Annotated in this window: 13 protein-coding genes; 9 read left to right on the forward strand and 4 right to left on the reverse strand. The window is 68.3% G+C overall.

Going from position 1 to position 14247, the window contains the following annotated elements:
* Both minE and ABTV91_RS14625 read left to right on the forward strand, forming a co-directional pair.
* Complete coding sequence (minE, locus tag ABTV91_RS14620) at positions 1–258, forward strand: cell division topological specificity factor MinE (protein WP_055764330.1); 258 nt, start codon at positions 1–3, stop codon at positions 256–258.
* A gap of 43 nt (positions 259–301) precedes the next feature.
* Positions 302–790 (forward strand): hypothetical protein, encoded by a 489-nt coding sequence (locus ABTV91_RS14625; RefSeq protein WP_433852072.1) that lies wholly within the window; start codon positions 302–304, stop codon positions 788–790.
* A gap of 276 nt (positions 791–1066) precedes the next feature.
* On the opposite strand, the gene ABTV91_RS14630 is transcribed toward ABTV91_RS14625, so the two are convergent.
* Both ABTV91_RS14630 and ABTV91_RS14635 read right to left on the reverse strand, forming a co-directional pair.
* The gene (locus ABTV91_RS14630) at positions 1067–2344 is read right to left on the reverse strand and encodes a sensor histidine kinase (RefSeq protein ID WP_433852073.1); all 1278 of its coding nucleotides are present in this window, start codon (positions 2342–2344) and stop codon (positions 1067–1069) included.
* The gene (locus tag ABTV91_RS14635; protein ID WP_433852074.1) at positions 2341–3033 is read right to left on the reverse strand and encodes a response regulator transcription factor; all 693 of its coding nucleotides are present in this window, start codon (positions 3031–3033) and stop codon (positions 2341–2343) included. Before ABTV91_RS14635 ends, ABTV91_RS14630 begins: the two co-directional genes overlap by 4 nt.
* A gap of 136 nt (positions 3034–3169) precedes the next feature.
* Here ABTV91_RS14635 and ABTV91_RS14640 point away from each other — a divergent pair, with 136 nt between their 5' ends.
* The 5 genes from ABTV91_RS14640 (at position 3170) to ABTV91_RS14660 (ending at position 10269) form a co-directional block, all read left to right on the forward strand.
* Complete coding sequence (locus ABTV91_RS14640; RefSeq protein ID WP_433852075.1) at positions 3170–4957, forward strand: ArnT family glycosyltransferase; 1788 nt, start codon at positions 3170–3172, stop codon at positions 4955–4957.
* A 130-nt stretch (positions 4958–5087) separates the two neighbouring features.
* Positions 5088–5879: a phosphatase PAP2 family protein gene (locus ABTV91_RS14645; protein WP_433852076.1), complete on the forward strand. Its 792-nt coding sequence runs from the start codon at positions 5088–5090 to the stop codon at positions 5877–5879.
* Positions 5876–7531 carry a phosphoethanolamine transferase gene (locus ABTV91_RS14650; RefSeq protein ID WP_433852077.1) on the forward strand — a complete coding sequence of 552 codons (1656 nt, stop codon included), beginning with the start codon at positions 5876–5878 and terminating at the stop codon, positions 7529–7531. The genes ABTV91_RS14645 and ABTV91_RS14650 overlap by 4 nt, the downstream gene beginning before the upstream one ends.
* Positions 7532–7655: 124 nt before the next feature.
* Positions 7656–8090 carry an EamA family transporter gene (locus ABTV91_RS14655; RefSeq protein ID WP_433852078.1) on the forward strand — a complete coding sequence of 145 codons (435 nt, stop codon included), beginning with the start codon at positions 7656–7658 and terminating at the stop codon, positions 8088–8090.
* Between the two features lie 163 nt (positions 8091–8253).
* Complete coding sequence (locus ABTV91_RS14660) at positions 8254–10269, forward strand: M2 family metallopeptidase (RefSeq protein ID WP_433852079.1); 2016 nt, start codon at positions 8254–8256, stop codon at positions 10267–10269.
* Between the two features lie 76 nt (positions 10270–10345).
* On the opposite strand, the gene ABTV91_RS14665 is transcribed toward ABTV91_RS14660, so the two are convergent.
* Complete coding sequence (locus ABTV91_RS14665; RefSeq protein WP_433852080.1) at positions 10346–11152, reverse strand: J domain-containing protein; 807 nt, start codon at positions 11150–11152, stop codon at positions 10346–10348.
* A complete protein-coding gene (locus ABTV91_RS14670; RefSeq protein ID WP_433852081.1) occupies positions 11149–12846 on the reverse strand; it encodes an Hsp70 family protein in 1698 nt (565 codons plus the stop codon). The genes ABTV91_RS14665 and ABTV91_RS14670 overlap by 4 nt, the downstream gene beginning before the upstream one ends.
* 405 nt (positions 12847–13251) lie before the next feature.
* On the opposite strand from ABTV91_RS14670, the gene ABTV91_RS14675 reads away from it, so the two are divergent.
* Together ABTV91_RS14675 and ABTV91_RS14680 are read left to right on the forward strand one after the other, a co-directional pair.
* Positions 13252–13713, forward strand: coding sequence for a hypothetical protein (locus ABTV91_RS14675; protein ID WP_433852082.1), 462 nt, complete (start codon positions 13252–13254; stop codon positions 13711–13713).
* A gap of 107 nt (positions 13714–13820) precedes the next feature.
* A complete protein-coding gene (locus ABTV91_RS14680) occupies positions 13821–14195 on the forward strand; it encodes a TonB family protein (protein WP_433852083.1) in 375 nt (124 codons plus the stop codon).
* Positions 14196–14247 lie beyond the last annotated feature (52 nt).

Here is a 14247-nt window from a genome sequence, read left to right on the forward strand (position 1 = left end):
ATGGGACTTTTCGACATCTTCAAGGCGAAGAAGAGCACCGCCGAAACCGCCAAGAACCGCCTGCAGATCATCATCGCCCAGGAGCGCAGCACCCGCGGCGGCCCGGACTACCTGCCGCTGCTGCAGCGCGAACTGCTGGAAGTGATCAAGAAGTACGTCAACATCGACGCCGACGCGGTCAAGGTCGACCTGGTCAAGGACGGCGAGCACGACGTGCTCGACATTTCCGTGGCCCTGCCCGAAGGCCCGCAGAGCTGATTCCACGCCCGGGGCCACGCGCTGGCCCCGGATGCCCTTGCCGATGTCCATCCCGCCTGCCACCGCTCCCGCCGCCTCCATCCTGTGCGTGGGCGATATCGCCTGGGACGACGCGGCCGCCCTGCTCGCCCGCCACGGCCTGCGCCTGAACCGGGTCGAGGACGGGCAGAAGATCCCCGGCAGCTACTGGGGCGAACCCGAAGCCGGCATCATCGCCAGCGACGTCCATGTGCGCGCCGACACGCCGGTGCACTCGATGCTGCACGAAGCCTGCCACCTGATCGTGCTGCCACCCGGGCGGCGCGCACTGGTGCACACCGACGCCACCGATTCGGTGGCCGAGGAAGACGCCACCTGCTACCTGCAGATCGTGCTGGCCGGGCAGCTGCCGGGCGTCGGCAGCGCGCGGCTGATGGCCGACATGGATGCATGGGGCTATACGTACCGACTCGGCTCGACACAGGCGTGGTTCGAGCAGGACGCCGACGACGCGAGGCAGTGGCTGGTCGAACGCGGGCTGCTGCCGGCGTGAGAAAAGCCCCTCTCCTGCCGGGAGAGGGGTCGGGGCGAGGGCAGAGCCGCCTGCATCGCACGGAAACCGGCTTGATCGTGGCGAGGGCCCGTGGCTACGTATCCATCCGGAAACCTGGCTGCTCGGGCAGCAGGCTGCGTGAGGCTTCGTCCCGCCCCTCATCCGCCCCTTCGGGGCACCTTCTCCCGGTGGGAGAAGGGAAACAGCGCAGCGCGCGCTGACCTGAAGCCCCTCTCCCGCCGGGAGAGGGGTTGGGGTGAGGGGCGCTCCCCGGCGCTAAGGCAGCGACGCCCCCATGTCCAGCGTGACCCGCGTGCCGCGCTCCGGGCCCGAGTGGATGTCCAGCTTCCAGCCCAGGTGCTCGCACAGGCGGCCGATCAGGTCCAGGCCGATGCCGGTGCGCATGTTGCGTTCGCCGCGCGCGATCTTGGCGTAGGCCGCGGCCACTTCCTCCGGGCTCATGCCGTGGCCAGGGTCGTCGATGGTCACCACCGCGCGCGCGGACAGCGCGATGCGGATCACGCCGCGGTCGCTGTTTTCCAGCGCGTTGCGCAGCAGGTTGCCGACCGCCGCCTGCACCACGCCCACCGGTGCCACGATCGTGCAGGGCGCGGCGTCCGCCACCTCGACCGACAGCTCCTTTCCGCTGGCCAGGTAGGCGTGGTCGGCCACGATCTCCGGCAGTAGCTGTTCCAGCGCCAGCGGCTCGCTCAACGCCGCCAGCCGCGCCGGGTCGCGCGCCAGCACCAGCATCAGTTCGATCAGCTGCTCCACGCCCGATGCCGTGCCGCGCACCCGCTGCAGCTGCTGGCGCGCGCGCGGCGGCAGCTCGGGTTGTTCCAGCGCCAGCTCGGCCGCACCGGTGATCACCGCGATCGGCGTGCGCAGCTCGTGGCTGGCGGTGCTGATGAAGGCACGCTCGCGCTCGACGAAGCGCTCGTTGCGCTCCAGGTAGTCGTTGACCGAATCGGCGATCACTTCCATCTCGGTGCTGCCGCGCGCGGCGACCTGCACCCGCTGGCCGCTGCGCTCGGGCTGCAGTCCGGCGATGTCGTCGGCCAGGCCGACCAGCGGCCGCACCAGCCGGTTCATGCCGACCCACGCCATCAGCAACGTGACGATCGCCATCGCGATGCCGGCCAGCACCGCCCAGCGGGTGATGAAGTGCTCCAGTTCGGCGAAATCGGTGATGTCCAGCACCAGCATCGTGCGGCCGAAATCGCTGGTCTGCCGCACCATGACCGCGCTCCGGTGCCCTTCCAGCCACACGCCGTCGTGCAGCCCCGGCCTCAGGTGCGCCAGCACGTCCGGGATGCCGTGCGCGTCGTGCTCGCTGAAGAAATGCAGGGTGTCCGAGTCCTGCCAGCGGTAGTGCGGATCGCTGCGCTTGTTGGCGATCACGCTGTCCAGCTCGGAGTTGAGCAGCGCGCGCCACACCGAATGCTCGGCGCGCTCGTGCACGTAGTTGGCCGCGCTGAACACCACCAGGGTCAGCAGCGCCAGGTAGCTGGCCAGCCAGCCCAGCAGCTTGCGCCGCAACGTGCGCCGCTTCATTGCGCCTCCGTCGCGCCGGGCGCGCACAGGCGGTAGCCCACCCGCGGCAGGGTGTGCAGCAGCTTCTGCTCGAACGGGCCATCGACGCTGCGGCGCAGTTCGTAGATGTGCGAGCGGAGCATGTCGCCATCGGGCGGCTCGTCGCCCCACAGCGCGTATTCGAGCTGGCCGCGCGGCACCGCCGCCGGGCTGGCACGCATCAGCACCTCCAGCAGCTTGCGGCAGGCCGGGTACAGGTGCAGCGGCTGGCCGGCGCGCTGCACTTCCAGCGTCGCCAGGTCCAGGCGCAGGTCGTGCACCTCCAGCACCTTGCGCGGGTTGCGGCCGCGGGTGCGCGCCAGCACCGCGTCCAGCCGTACTTCCAGCTCGGGCAGGGCGAAGGGCTTGGTCAGGTAGTCGTCGGCACCGGCGCGGAAGCCGGCGATCTTGTCGGGCAGCTCGTCGCGCGCGGTGAGCATGATCACCGGCACCTCGGAGCGGTGCTCCTCGCGCAGGCGCCGCAGTACCTCCGGCCCCTCCAGCCGCGGCAGCATCCAGTCCAGCAGGATCGCGTCGTAGGGCTGGGTGGCCGCCAGGTGCAGACCGGTCACGCCATCGGGGGCGACGTCGAGCACATGGCCGCGCGCTTCGAAATAGTCGAAAAGATTGGCGATCAGGTTGCGATTGTCTTCGATGACCAGCAGCCGCATGTGGGAATCCCGGGAGGAACGGTACGCCCCGTCGCCGGCGGCGGCCGGCCAAGGCGCGGCCGGCGGCGACGGCCAGCGCCGAAGGTGCGCCCATCGTAGCCACATCGATGGTCGGAGCGGCGTCGAAACGGCGACAATGCGGCTCCGACGCGCTTCCCACGCCGGCCGCGCGACCATCCCCGCCCCTCTTCCAAGCGAGCCTCGCGTGCGCCTGTCCAGCCCCCGGTCCTCCGCCCCCTGGTTCCTGCTGCTGGCGCTGGTCGTGGCCAGCCTGCTGGCCGGGCTCGGCATGCGCGAACCCTCCCCGCCGGACGAACCGCGTTTCGTGCTCGCCGCGCGGCAGATGGTGGAGACCGGGCAGTGGCTGCTGCCGCACCGCGGCAGCGAGCTGTACGCGGAGAAGCCGCCGACCTTCATGTGGATCCAGGCCGCCACCTATTCGGTGCTGGGCAACTGGACCGTCGCCTTCCTGCTGCCGTCGTTGCTGTCGGCGCTGCTGACCCTGTGGCTGACCTGGGACCTGGCGCGGCGGCTGTGGAACCGGCGCGTGGCGCGCTACGCGGTGCTGGGGCTGTTCGTCGTCATCCAGTTCGGGCTGATGGCCAAGCGCGCGCAGATCGACATGGTGCTGGTGGGCATGACCACGCTGTCGCTGTGGGCGCTGCTGCGGCACCTGCTGCTGGGGCCCAACTGGAAGCTGCTGGCGCTGGGCGCCTTCGCCGCCGGCCTGGGCACGGTGACCAAGGGCGTGGGTTTCCTGCCGCTGCTGGCGCTGCTGCCCTGGGCCATCTGGCGCTGGCGCCATCCGGGCGCGGCCGGCGCCGGGCGCGGATGGGGCTGGTGGCTGATCCTGCCGCTGTTCGTCGCCGGCGCCGCGGTATGGCTGGCGCCGCTGGGCATCGCCCTGCTGCGCACCCCCGACCCGCACCTGCAGGCCTATGCCCACGAACTGCTGTTCAAGCAGACCGGCACCCGCTATGCCAACGCCTGGCACCACCACAAGCCGGCCTGGTACTACCTGCAGGTGATGGCCACGCTGTGGCTGCCGGGCAGCCTGCTGCTGCCGTGGCTGGTGCCGGCCTGGTGGCGCCGCCTGCGCCGCGCCGACCCGCGCTACATCGTGCTGCTGGGCTGGGCGCTGCTGGTGCTGGTGTTCTTCAGCGCCAGCCCGGGCAAGCGCGAGGTCTACATCCTGCCGATGCTGCCGGCGCTGGCGGTGGCGGCCGCGCCGCTGCTGGCCGGGCTGCTGCGCCGCACCGGCGTGCGCTGGGTGCTGCTGCTGTACGTGCTGCTGCTGGCGGTGGCGACCCTGGCCATCGGCCATGGCGCGCTGCACGGCGACGGCTGGGCGCAGCGCAACGCGGCCAAACGCGCCATCGACCCGTGGGTGCTGCCGCAGGTGGGCGCCTGGCTGCTGGGCTTCGGCATCGCCGCGCTGGCGCTGGTGGCGTTCCTGCGCCTGCGCCGCGCCGGGCTGGCGGTGGTGCTGGCCACGGCGCTGCTGTGGATCATGTACGGCGCAGGCCTGATGCCGGCACTGGACCCGTACAGCTCGGCTTCGGCGGTGATGGCCAAGGCACGCGCGCGCATCGGCGCCGACGCCGAACTGGGCATGGTCGCCTGGCGCGAGCAGAACCTGCTGCAGACCTCGCCGCAGGCCACCGACTTCGGCTTCAAGCGCCCGCTCGCCGAACAGTGGGAACGCGCCGCGCAGTGGGTCGCCGCCGATCCCGGCCGGCGCTGGCTGTTCGTGCTCAAACAGGCGATGACGCCCTGCGCCGATCCGGCCCGGGTCATCGACATCGGCAGTGCCAACCGCAACGACTGGCAGTTGCTGCCCGGCACCGCGCTGGACGCCGCCTGCGTGGCGCGCAGCCACGGCGCGGTGGCCGGCGCGATCGAAGACCCCGACGCCGAGGAGTGAGGCCGCCGCCGGGCGACGCCCCGGCACCGGCGTGCGCGGACACGCGAAACACGGAAAGCTTGCCGGCCGCTGACCGCTTAACGCGGTTCGGACACCGCTCCGACCCGTCTCCGACATGCCGGCAACGACGATGCGCCCACGTTCCGATGGCGTATCGCCCGTGCCCCTGGCTTCCACCCCTCCCTACGCGTTACCCGCCGACCTCGCCGCCGCCAGCCGCGGTGATTTCCTGCGCCGCCACCTGCTGCTGCCGCTGGCGGCGCTGGCCGTCGCCAGCGTGCTGCTGATGGCCGGCAACGGCGACCAGTGGCTGGCCGACCTGCTCTATCGCTGGGAAGGCGGCCAGTGGGCGCTCAAGGATGCGTGGTGGACCAGCCACGTGATCCACCGCGGCGGCAAGAACCTGAGCACCCTTGCCGCGCTGCTGGTGATGCTGGCCCTGGTGCGCGCCTGCGTCGATGCGCGCTGGAAGCCGCTGCGCCTGCCGCTGCTGTACCTGCTGCTGGCGGTGGGCCTGTCCACCGGCGTGGTCGCCCTGCTCAAGTCGATGACCCACATGGACTGCCCCTGGGACCTGCAGCGGTATGGCGGACTGCGCCCGTTCGTCGGCCTGTTCCAGCCGCGCCCGGTGCTGCTCGGCCATGCCGCCTGCTTCCCGGCCGGTCACGCCAGCGCCGGCTACGGCTGGGTGGCGCTGTACTTCTTCGCGCTGCTGCTGCGCCCGCAATGGCGCTGGCCGGCGCTGGCGGCCGCGCTGGCCACCGGCCTGCTGTTCGGCGTCTCCCAGCAGCTGCGCGGCGCGCACTTCCTCTCCCACGACGTGGGGTCGCTGGCGGTGGGCTGGACGGTGGCCGTGCTGCTCTACCTGCTGATGTTCGCGCCAGCCTGGGCCGGCACTTTCAAGGACGGAAACCGCGCATGAGCATCGCATCCCCGCACCTGCCGGCAGCGGCCACGCCCTTCGCCCGCCTGCGCCGCTGGCGCCCGGAAATCGCCACCGAAACGCTGATCCTGCTCGCCAGCGCGTTCTTCGCCCTGGCCTGCAACGGCCTGTTCTGGCGCAACGCGATGGCGACCAACCCCGGCAGCGTGCTGTTCGCGCTGTCGCTGTTCGCCCTGCTGATGGGCGTGCACGCCTTCCTGCTCGGCCTGCTGGTGTGGCGCTGGAACGCCAGGGTGCTGCTGACGATGCTGCTGGTCACCACCGCCTTCGCCACGCACTACATGAACAGCTTCAACGTCTACCTGGACGCGGACATGCTGCGCAACGTGCTGGCCACCGACCACAAGGAATCGCGCGAACTGATGACGCCCGCGCTGCTCCTGCCGCTGCTCGGCTACGCGCTGGTGCCGTGCGTGCTGCTGTGGCGTGTGCGCCTGCGCCGCCGAAGCTGGGGCCGCACCCTGCTGTGGCGCCTGCTGTTCCTGGCGGGCGTGGTGGTGGTGGCTGGCGCCGGCACGCTGGCCTCGTTCCAGAATGTGTCGGCGCTGATGCGCAACCACCGCGAGGTGCGTTACCTCGCCACGCCGGTGAACTACCTGATCGCGCTGAAGCAGAACCTCGGCGCGTCCAACCCCATCAAGCACGCGCCCAGGCTGCCGCTCGGCACCGACGCCAGGGCCATGCCGCGCGCGGCCGGCAGCCGCCCGCGCCTGCTGGTGCTGGTGGTCGGCGAAACCGTGCGCGCGCAGAACTGGGGCCTGAACGGCTACGCCCGCCAGACCACGCCCGAACTGGCGCAGGCCGGCGTGATCAACTTCCCGGACATGCATGCGTGCGGCACCAGCACCGAGGTATCGCTGCCGTGCATGTTCTCGCCGTTCGGCCGCCACGACTACGACGAGAAGAAGATCCGCGCCCACCAGTCGCTGCTGCACGTGCTCGAGCACGCCGGCATCGCCACGCTGTGGCGCGACAACCAGTCCGGCTGCAAGGGCGTGTGCGAAGGCCTGGACATCCAGCGCCTGGACGACGCGACCAAGCCCGGCCTGTGCGCCGACGGCCGCTGCATGGACGAGATCCTGCTCGACGACCTGGCCGCGCAGGTGCGTGCCAGACCGGGCGACCGGGTGGTCGTCCTGCACCAGCTGGGCAACCACGGCCCGAGCTATTTCCAGCGCTACCCGGCGCAGTTCCGCCAGTTCGCGCCGACCTGCGACACCCCGGACCTGGGCAAGTGCAGCCGCGGGCAGATCGTCAACAGCTACGACAACGCGGTGCGCCATACCGACCACTTCCTGGCCCGCACCATCGCCACCCTTCGCGGCCTGGACGACTACGACACGGCCATGATCTACCTCTCCGACCACGGCGAATCGCTGGGCGAAAAGGGCCTGTACCTGCACGGCGTGCCGTATGCGATCGCGCCGGACGAACAGACCCGCGTACCGATGGTGATGTGGTTCTCGCCGCAGTTCGCCGCCGACCGCGGCCTGGACCTGCAGTGCCTGCGCGAGCGTGCGCACCGCCGCACCGACCAGGACAACCTGTTCCCTTCGGTGCTGGGCCTGATGCAGGTCGCCACCTCGGTCTACGCCCGCGACCGCGACCTGTTCGCCGGCTGCGCAGGGTAAGCCCGCCTTCGTAGGAGCGGCTTCAGCCGCGATGCTCCCGGGCCTTCCCGGCGAAAAGCATTCGCGGCTGAAGCCGCTCCTACGGTGGTGGGAAGATGGATACGCCCCGACCCGGAGAACCACCATGGCTACCTTCCCGCAATGGCTGCCCTGGGCCCTGCTGTCGGCCGCCTTCGCCGCGCTGACCGCCATCTTCGCCAGGCTCGGCCTGCAGCAGGTCGATGCCGACCTGGCGATGCTGCTGCGCACCGTCGCCATCGTCGCGGTGCTGGGGCTGTTCGTGGCGGCCACCGGCAAATGGAGCAACCCGCTGATGCTGCCGGGCAAGACGCTGCTCTGGCTGCTGCTCTCGGCCCTGGCCACCGGCGCCTCCTGGCTGTGCTACTTCCGCGCCCTGCAGCGCGGCCCGGCCTCGCAGGTGGCGCCGGTGGACAAACTCAGCGTGGTGCTGGTGGCGGTGTTCGCCGTCGCCTTCCTGCACGAGCGCCTGGCCTGGCGCGAATGGCTGGGCGTGGCAATGATCGGCGGCGGCGTGCTGCTGATGGCCCTCAAGCGCTGAGAATCCCGGCCCCGCGTAGGAGCGGCTTCAGCCGCCAAGAAGCTTTCCCGGCAAAGCCGCATCGCGGCTGGAGCCGCTCCTGGGCACACCCCCACCCCGCTCCACTTGCCGCCGCCGCCGCGGCCCTCTAGCCTTCGCCGATCCACTACCACCGGGGAATCGCGTGAAACAACGTCATCTGCTGCTGGCCCTTGCCGTGAGCGCCGGCGTGCTGTCGCTGGCCGCCTGCAAGAAGGAAGCCGCCACCGACACCGCCGCACCGGCGGCCCAGGCCGCGCCGGCCGAGAGCGCCGACCAGTTCATCGCCCGGGTCAACGCCGAGTACAAGGCCATGTACCCGGAAATGACCTCGGCGCAGTGGCTGTCGTCCACCTACATCAACGACGATTCCGCGCGCGTGGCGGCCAAGGCCAACGAGCGCTGGCTGACCACGCTCAACGGCTGGATCGAACAGGCCGGCAAGTACGAAGGCCAGCCGATGAGCGAGGACACCAAGCGTGCCCTGCACCTGCTCAAGCTGATGACCGCCATGCCGGCCCCGCGCGACCCGGCCAAGCTCGCCGAACTGGCCGGCATCGCCACCAAGCTGGAAGGCGACTACGGCGCCGGCACCTACTGCACCGGCGAAGGCGACCAGCAGAACTGCCGCCAGCTCGGCGAGCTGGAGCAGGTGCTGGCGCGCTCGCACGACTACGACAAGCAGCTCGACGCCTGGCAGGGCTGGCACTCCACCGCCGTGGCCTCGCGCAAGCCGTACCAGCGCTTCGTCGAACTGGTCAACGAAGGCGCGCGCGAACTGGGCTACACCGACGCCGGGCAGATGTGGCGCGCCGGCTACGACATGCCTGCCGAACAGGTCGGCCCGGAAACCGACCGCCTGTGGGAACAGGTCAAGCCGCTGTACGAGCAGCTGCACTGCTATACCCGCGCCAAACTGGACAAGGAATACGGCAAGGACAAGGCCGAAGTCGACGGCGGCCTGATCGCCGCGCACCTGACCGGCAACATGTGGCAGCAGGACTGGAGCAACCTGTGGGACCAGCTGCAGCCCTACCCCGGCGCCGGCAGCCTGGACATCACCGCCGCGCTGGAGAAGCAGCACCAGGGCAACCTGAGCGCGGCGCTGGCCAAGGCCGGCGCCGGCGCCGACGTCGCCGCCCGCTTCAAGGCCCAGCGCGAGGCCGAGCTTGCCACCGCCAAGCAGATGACCGAGCGCGCGCAGGACTTCTACGTGTCCCTGGGCATGCCCAAGCTGCCGGCGGGCTACTGGCAGAACACCCAGTTCATCAAGCCGCTGGACCGCAACGTGGTCTGCCACGCCAGCGCCTGGGACATGAACATGGGCGGCGACGGCAAGGACGTGGGCGCGGACGTGCGCACCAAGATGTGCATCACCCCCACCGAAGAGCACTTCACCACCATCTACCACGAGCTGGGCCACATCTATTACGACCTGGCCTACAACCCGCTGCCGCCGCTGTTCCAGGGCGGCGCCAACGACGGCTTCCACGAAGCCATCGGCGACACCATCGTGCTGGCGATGACCCCGCAATACCTGAACTCCATCGGCCTGGTCGACAAGCCGCAGGAAAGCCGCGAGGCCACCATCAACGCGCAGATGCGCATGGCGCTGAGCGGCGTGTCGTTCCTGCCGTTCGGCCTGATGATCGACCGCTGGCGCTGGGGCGTGTTCGACGGCTCGATCAAGCCCGAGCAGTACAACCAGAAGTGGTGGGAACTGAAGGCCCAGTACCAGGGCGTGGCCCCGGCCAGCGCGCGCGGCGAGGAGTACTTCGACGCCGGCGCCAAGTACCACGTGCCGGGCAACACCCCGTACCTGCGCTACTTCCTGGCGCGCATCCTGCAGTACCAGTTCTACAAGGGCCTGTGCGACGCGGCCGGTTACACCGGTCCGCTCAACCAGTGCACCTTCTACGGCAACAAGGAAGCCGGCCAGAAGTACTGGGCCATGCTCAGCAAGGGCGCCAGCCAGCCATGGCAGGCCACCCTCAAGGAACTGACCGGCACCGAGAAACTCGACGCCGCGCCGATGCTGGAATACTTCGCCCCGCTGCAGGAATGGCTCAAGCAGCAGAACGAAGGGCAGATGTGCGGCTGGCAGGCGTCGCAGACCGCAACGGCCCCGGCAGCCGAACAAACCAAGCCAGCCTCACCGTAAACCGACGAGCATGACCGACCATCGAGGGCGCCTATGGGCGCCCTCGATGCATGGAAACAGGCTTCCAGATTGCCGCTCAGCTACCAGACAACTGCCGGGCGACCTGGGACAGGACACTCAATCCCAACAGCAGCCACAAGACGTGTAACCAATTGGACGAGGACTCCGCCGGCTTGCGCCGTCGCTCCTCCGCGCGGTTGTGGAGCACGGCGCCCAAATTGTCCCATCCAGGTTTTGTACCTTGGACATCACCGGTCCGCTGCGGCGGCGGGATGCGCCAGCTGGCCGACTCAAGGTAATTCAGCGGCGCCGCCAGAGCAGGGTGCTGGCGCAGGCGCGCATCCACGCCAAAGAACTCCATCAGCACTTTCAGGTGTCCTTGGTGGGGGTCCAGCTCCACCGCCGAGTGGGCAAGCGCGTCGAATACATGCGGCATCAGCGCCCACTTCAACTCGATCGAGTACAGATCCGGATGCTCGTCCAGCCACTGCCGCAGCACGATCGGGTTGCGCTGCCGCACCTTCCCGGCCATCTCCTCGAAGAACGGCGCGAAAGCGAACGACTGCGCCTGGCCATCCGCGTCGTCGGTGCCTGTGCCCGCCGCCGCATCAGCATCAACCGCCATGGCATCCGCGGGCGCGGCAGGCATGATGTCCAGCGTATCGTGCGCCGGATCAGGCTCTGGCGACTGCTCGGCTGCCTGTTGGGCAGCAGCATGGCGTGCCCAGCCCACCGCCCATTCGAAGGCGTCGGTAAGCCGCTGGAAACCCTCGGCATCCTCGTCGGGTCGGGTGCGCTTCAGCGCCAACGCATAGGCCTTGCGGATGGCCTTGCCATCAAGCGTTTCCTCGATCCCCAGCACATCCCATGCAGTGCGGCTCAAAATGCTCTCCCCGACTCGAACGCATCCAGCGCCAAGGTGAACGCCGCCCGGTGCTCGGCAACCTGCTTTTTGTCTTGGCCACCCAGCACCGACTGGAACTTCACCAGCATCTGCTGCAGCTGCTTGCGGTCCGCGCCGAGGGATTCAGCGTAAAGGCGTTCGGCACGCGCGATCACCGCGATGTTGGGTTGTTCGTCCCGCGGATGGGTCTTCAGCTCGGCCAATGCCCGCATCCGCTCGCGCGCTTCGGCTTCGCCAATCCGGCTGCCTTCCTGAATGAGAATGAGCTCACGCTTCAGGCCACTCTTCTGCAGAGTAGCCTCGACCTGCAGCACGCCGTTGATGTCGTAGGTGAAACGCACGTCCAGTCCGTTTTCGGCCGGAGCGCCCGGAGTCACCGGGATACTCAGCGAACCCAGGAGAATATTGTCGCGGATAGCAGGGCTCTCGCCCTGGTACACGTTCAAGGTGACAGAGCTCTGCTGCTCCTCCACCGGAAAGTACTCGCGTACGCGGCTGACCGGAACCGTGGAATTGCGATCGATGATCGGGTCGAAGTGACCGGCACTGCGCTGCCCGCTGCCCAGGTCCATGCTGACTTCCACCCCCAACGAATGCGGGCATACGTCAGTCAGCACGATCTCATCCAGCGAAGCATCACGCGCTTTCAAGCCAGCTGCCACGCACGCACCGTGCGCGATCGCCTCATCCGGTGCTACATGGCGCAGGGGCAGCCGCCCGAGCAGACGTGCAGAAAGCTTGGCCAGCTGTGGCATGCGCGATGCGCCGCCCACCATCACCACGTCGGACAAGTCGCTGCCGCGCAGGCCGGCATCACGCAGCGCGCGCTCGATCGGCTGTCGCATGCGCTGCAACAAAGGGGCGATCAGCCGCTCGAACTCGGCCTCGTCGATGATCGTGTCAAACTCGCGACCCGCCACGGAGCCACGCACGGTGGCCATCTGACCGCTGGCCAACGTGTGTTTTGCCTGCTCGGCGCGGCGTCGCAGCTGAGCCCGTTCTTCCGGGCGCATAGCGTGCTGGTGGATGCCATGCATACGCACCCAGTGCGCCTCCAGTGCAGCAGTGAAATCATCCCCGCCCAGGAAATTATCCCCCGCACTGGAGTGCACCTTGATGACGCCGCTGAAGATTTCCAGGATGGATACGTCAAAGGTGCCTCCGCCCAGGTCCAGCACCATCACGTGCGCATCATCCAGTCGTTCGGTCAGGCCATAGGCCAACGCGGCGGCGGTGGGCTCATTGATCAACCGGTCCACGCGCAGACCGGCCAGTTCGCCGGCGCGCTTGGTCGCTCGCCGTTGTACGTCGCTGAAATACGCCGGCACGCTGATGACCGCCTCGGTCGCGCGTTCTCCCAGCGCAGCCTGCACATCGTCAAGCAACCCGCGGATCAACAGCGCCGACAACTCCTCGGGCAGGTAGGTCCGCGTACCCAAGCGAGTTTCCCGCTTGCTGCCCATCCAGCGCTTGAAGCTGCCCACGCTGGCAGAGGGATGGCTGACCAGCCGGTCGCGCGCCGCACGCCCCAGCAGTATCTGTCCATCTTCCGCCACGCTAATCACCGACGGCGTTAGCAACTCCCCTAGTGCATTGGGAACCAGCCGCACGCCGCTTTCCTCATACACCCCCACCAGTGAGTTGGTGGTGCCCAGATCGATACCGATGATCATCCTTTCCTTGGCTCCCCTTTACCTTGGATACAAGTCTATCGGCACTGCCCCGGCCTGAAATAGCCCCGGCCATGCCGCCATACCAGGCACCAGCACGGGCTACACCAGGGAACGACTGAACATGTTCAAGAGCCCCTCAGCTGCTTACGCTTCTGACCATGCCATTCGCCGCCGGTGTCCGGCGGTGTACCGCTGGTCTTTCTGCCGGCCCACCTGCCGATTTTCCAGCTGCCCCGATGATGTTGCAGCGTTCAACAGCCTAAAGCGACAAGAGCGGTTGAAGGACTATTCGACCGTCCGACATAACTGGACACACAAGGGAAGCCCCGCGTTGCCAGGCGTCGGCCAGTCGGCCATGATCCGCGCCATGCCGCCATCAGGCGGCCCAACAGGCGTCGGGGCCCCATGCGCACACTCTCTCGCCGGATGGACAGCGTCATCGCTTTCGGGATCGGGGCCATTGTGCTGGCAGCGGCATTCGTTTTTGGCGACCCGATCTACGCAGGTGCCTGGTACTACCTGATTGCCTGGTTTGCGCTTGTCGGCCTGGTGCAGATCGCCAAGGCACCGCCGTTGCTCACAACCGGCGCCGCCATGGCGCTCGCCGGTTCCTTCCTCTTCTATTGGACATGGCAGGCCTCGTTGCCGCAGCCGCAAGGCCTGCTTGGTCTCGGTCACCTGTTCTCACTGCCGGGGCTCGGCATCGCCGCTGTCATGGCCGCCGTAGCTGTTCGCCGGCGTCGGGCACGCCCTTGGATGGCTTTTGCTGCAGGCCTGGTGGCCTGCAGCATTGGCTTCGTCGTCGCCCAGATCGTTGCATGTCGCTTCCTGATGTACTGCGGCGCGCTATCGGGGCAAATAGGATGAGATCGAGAGGCGGGCGCACTGACGAACCGCGCGTCTGATCTCCGTTCGAACCGCCTCACTACCGCAACGCGGCTTGATTCAAACATAGGCACCTGCTGGAGACCATCGTGAGATTGCCTGCGTTTTTTCTCCTGGCCTTCGCGGCCATCGGCACGCATGCTGCCGACGACAATGAGATCCCCCCGGAAATTCTTTCCGGGCGCACCTGCGAGGAGCACCTTCTTCAGGCCGCCCCCATGACCTGGAACGATCTTCCCAAACAGGCGCGCGGCCGTGAGCACAACGCAGTGGTCGTTGCTTCCTTCAGGCTCGATGGATCAGGAAAAGCAAAAGACGCAACAGTAGTTTTCTCCCGGCCAGCCAGGATTTTCGACCAGACAACCATCGCTCTTCTCGGCCGCACGCAGTTCGCCCCGGGAGCAGTGGAGGAATCGTGCTACTACATCCGCACCTACAGCGCCGTTCGCCGCAGTGGGCGCTGACGATCCATTCAAGCCGGACGGTTTAGCGATGCCTCAGGCTTCTACCCATTCC

The organism is Stenotrophomonas nitritireducens, from assembly GCF_050984405.1.
In the GTDB taxonomy this organism is placed as follows: domain Bacteria; phylum Pseudomonadota; class Gammaproteobacteria; order Xanthomonadales; family Xanthomonadaceae; genus Stenotrophomonas; species Stenotrophomonas nitritireducens_B.

What these genes read in the sequence shown, in the direction of transcription:
- ABTV91_RS14625 (WP_433852072.1), top strand. Translation starts at nt 302, where the DNA reads ATGTCCATCCCGCCTGCCACCGCTCCCGCCGCCTCCATCCTGTGCGTG.
- ABTV91_RS14655 (WP_433852078.1), top strand. Translation starts at nt 7,656, where the DNA reads ATGGCTACCTTCCCGCAATGGCTGCCCTGGGCCCTGCTGTCGGCCGCC.
- ABTV91_RS14670 (WP_433852081.1), bottom strand. Translation starts at nt 12,846, where the DNA reads ATGATCATCGGTATCGATCTGGGCACCACCAACTCACTGGTGGGGGTG.
- ABTV91_RS14640 (WP_433852075.1), top strand. Translation starts at nt 3,170, where the DNA reads ATGCGGCTCCGACGCGCTTCCCACGCCGGCCGCGCGACCATCCCCGCC.
- ABTV91_RS14650 (WP_433852077.1), top strand. Translation starts at nt 5,876, where the DNA reads ATGAGCATCGCATCCCCGCACCTGCCGGCAGCGGCCACGCCCTTCGCC.
- ABTV91_RS14675 (WP_433852082.1), top strand. Translation starts at nt 13,252, where the DNA reads ATGCGCACACTCTCTCGCCGGATGGACAGCGTCATCGCTTTCGGGATC.
- ABTV91_RS14630 (WP_433852073.1), bottom strand. Translation starts at nt 2,344, where the DNA reads ATGAAGCGGCGCACGTTGCGGCGCAAGCTGCTGGGCTGGCTGGCCAGC.
- ABTV91_RS14645 (WP_433852076.1), top strand. Translation starts at nt 5,088, where the DNA reads ATGCGCCCACGTTCCGATGGCGTATCGCCCGTGCCCCTGGCTTCCACC.
- minE (WP_055764330.1), top strand. Translation starts at nt 1, where the DNA reads ATGGGACTTTTCGACATCTTCAAGGCGAAGAAGAGCACCGCCGAAACC.
- ABTV91_RS14635 (WP_433852074.1), bottom strand. Translation starts at nt 3,033, where the DNA reads ATGCGGCTGCTGGTCATCGAAGACAATCGCAACCTGATCGCCAATCTT.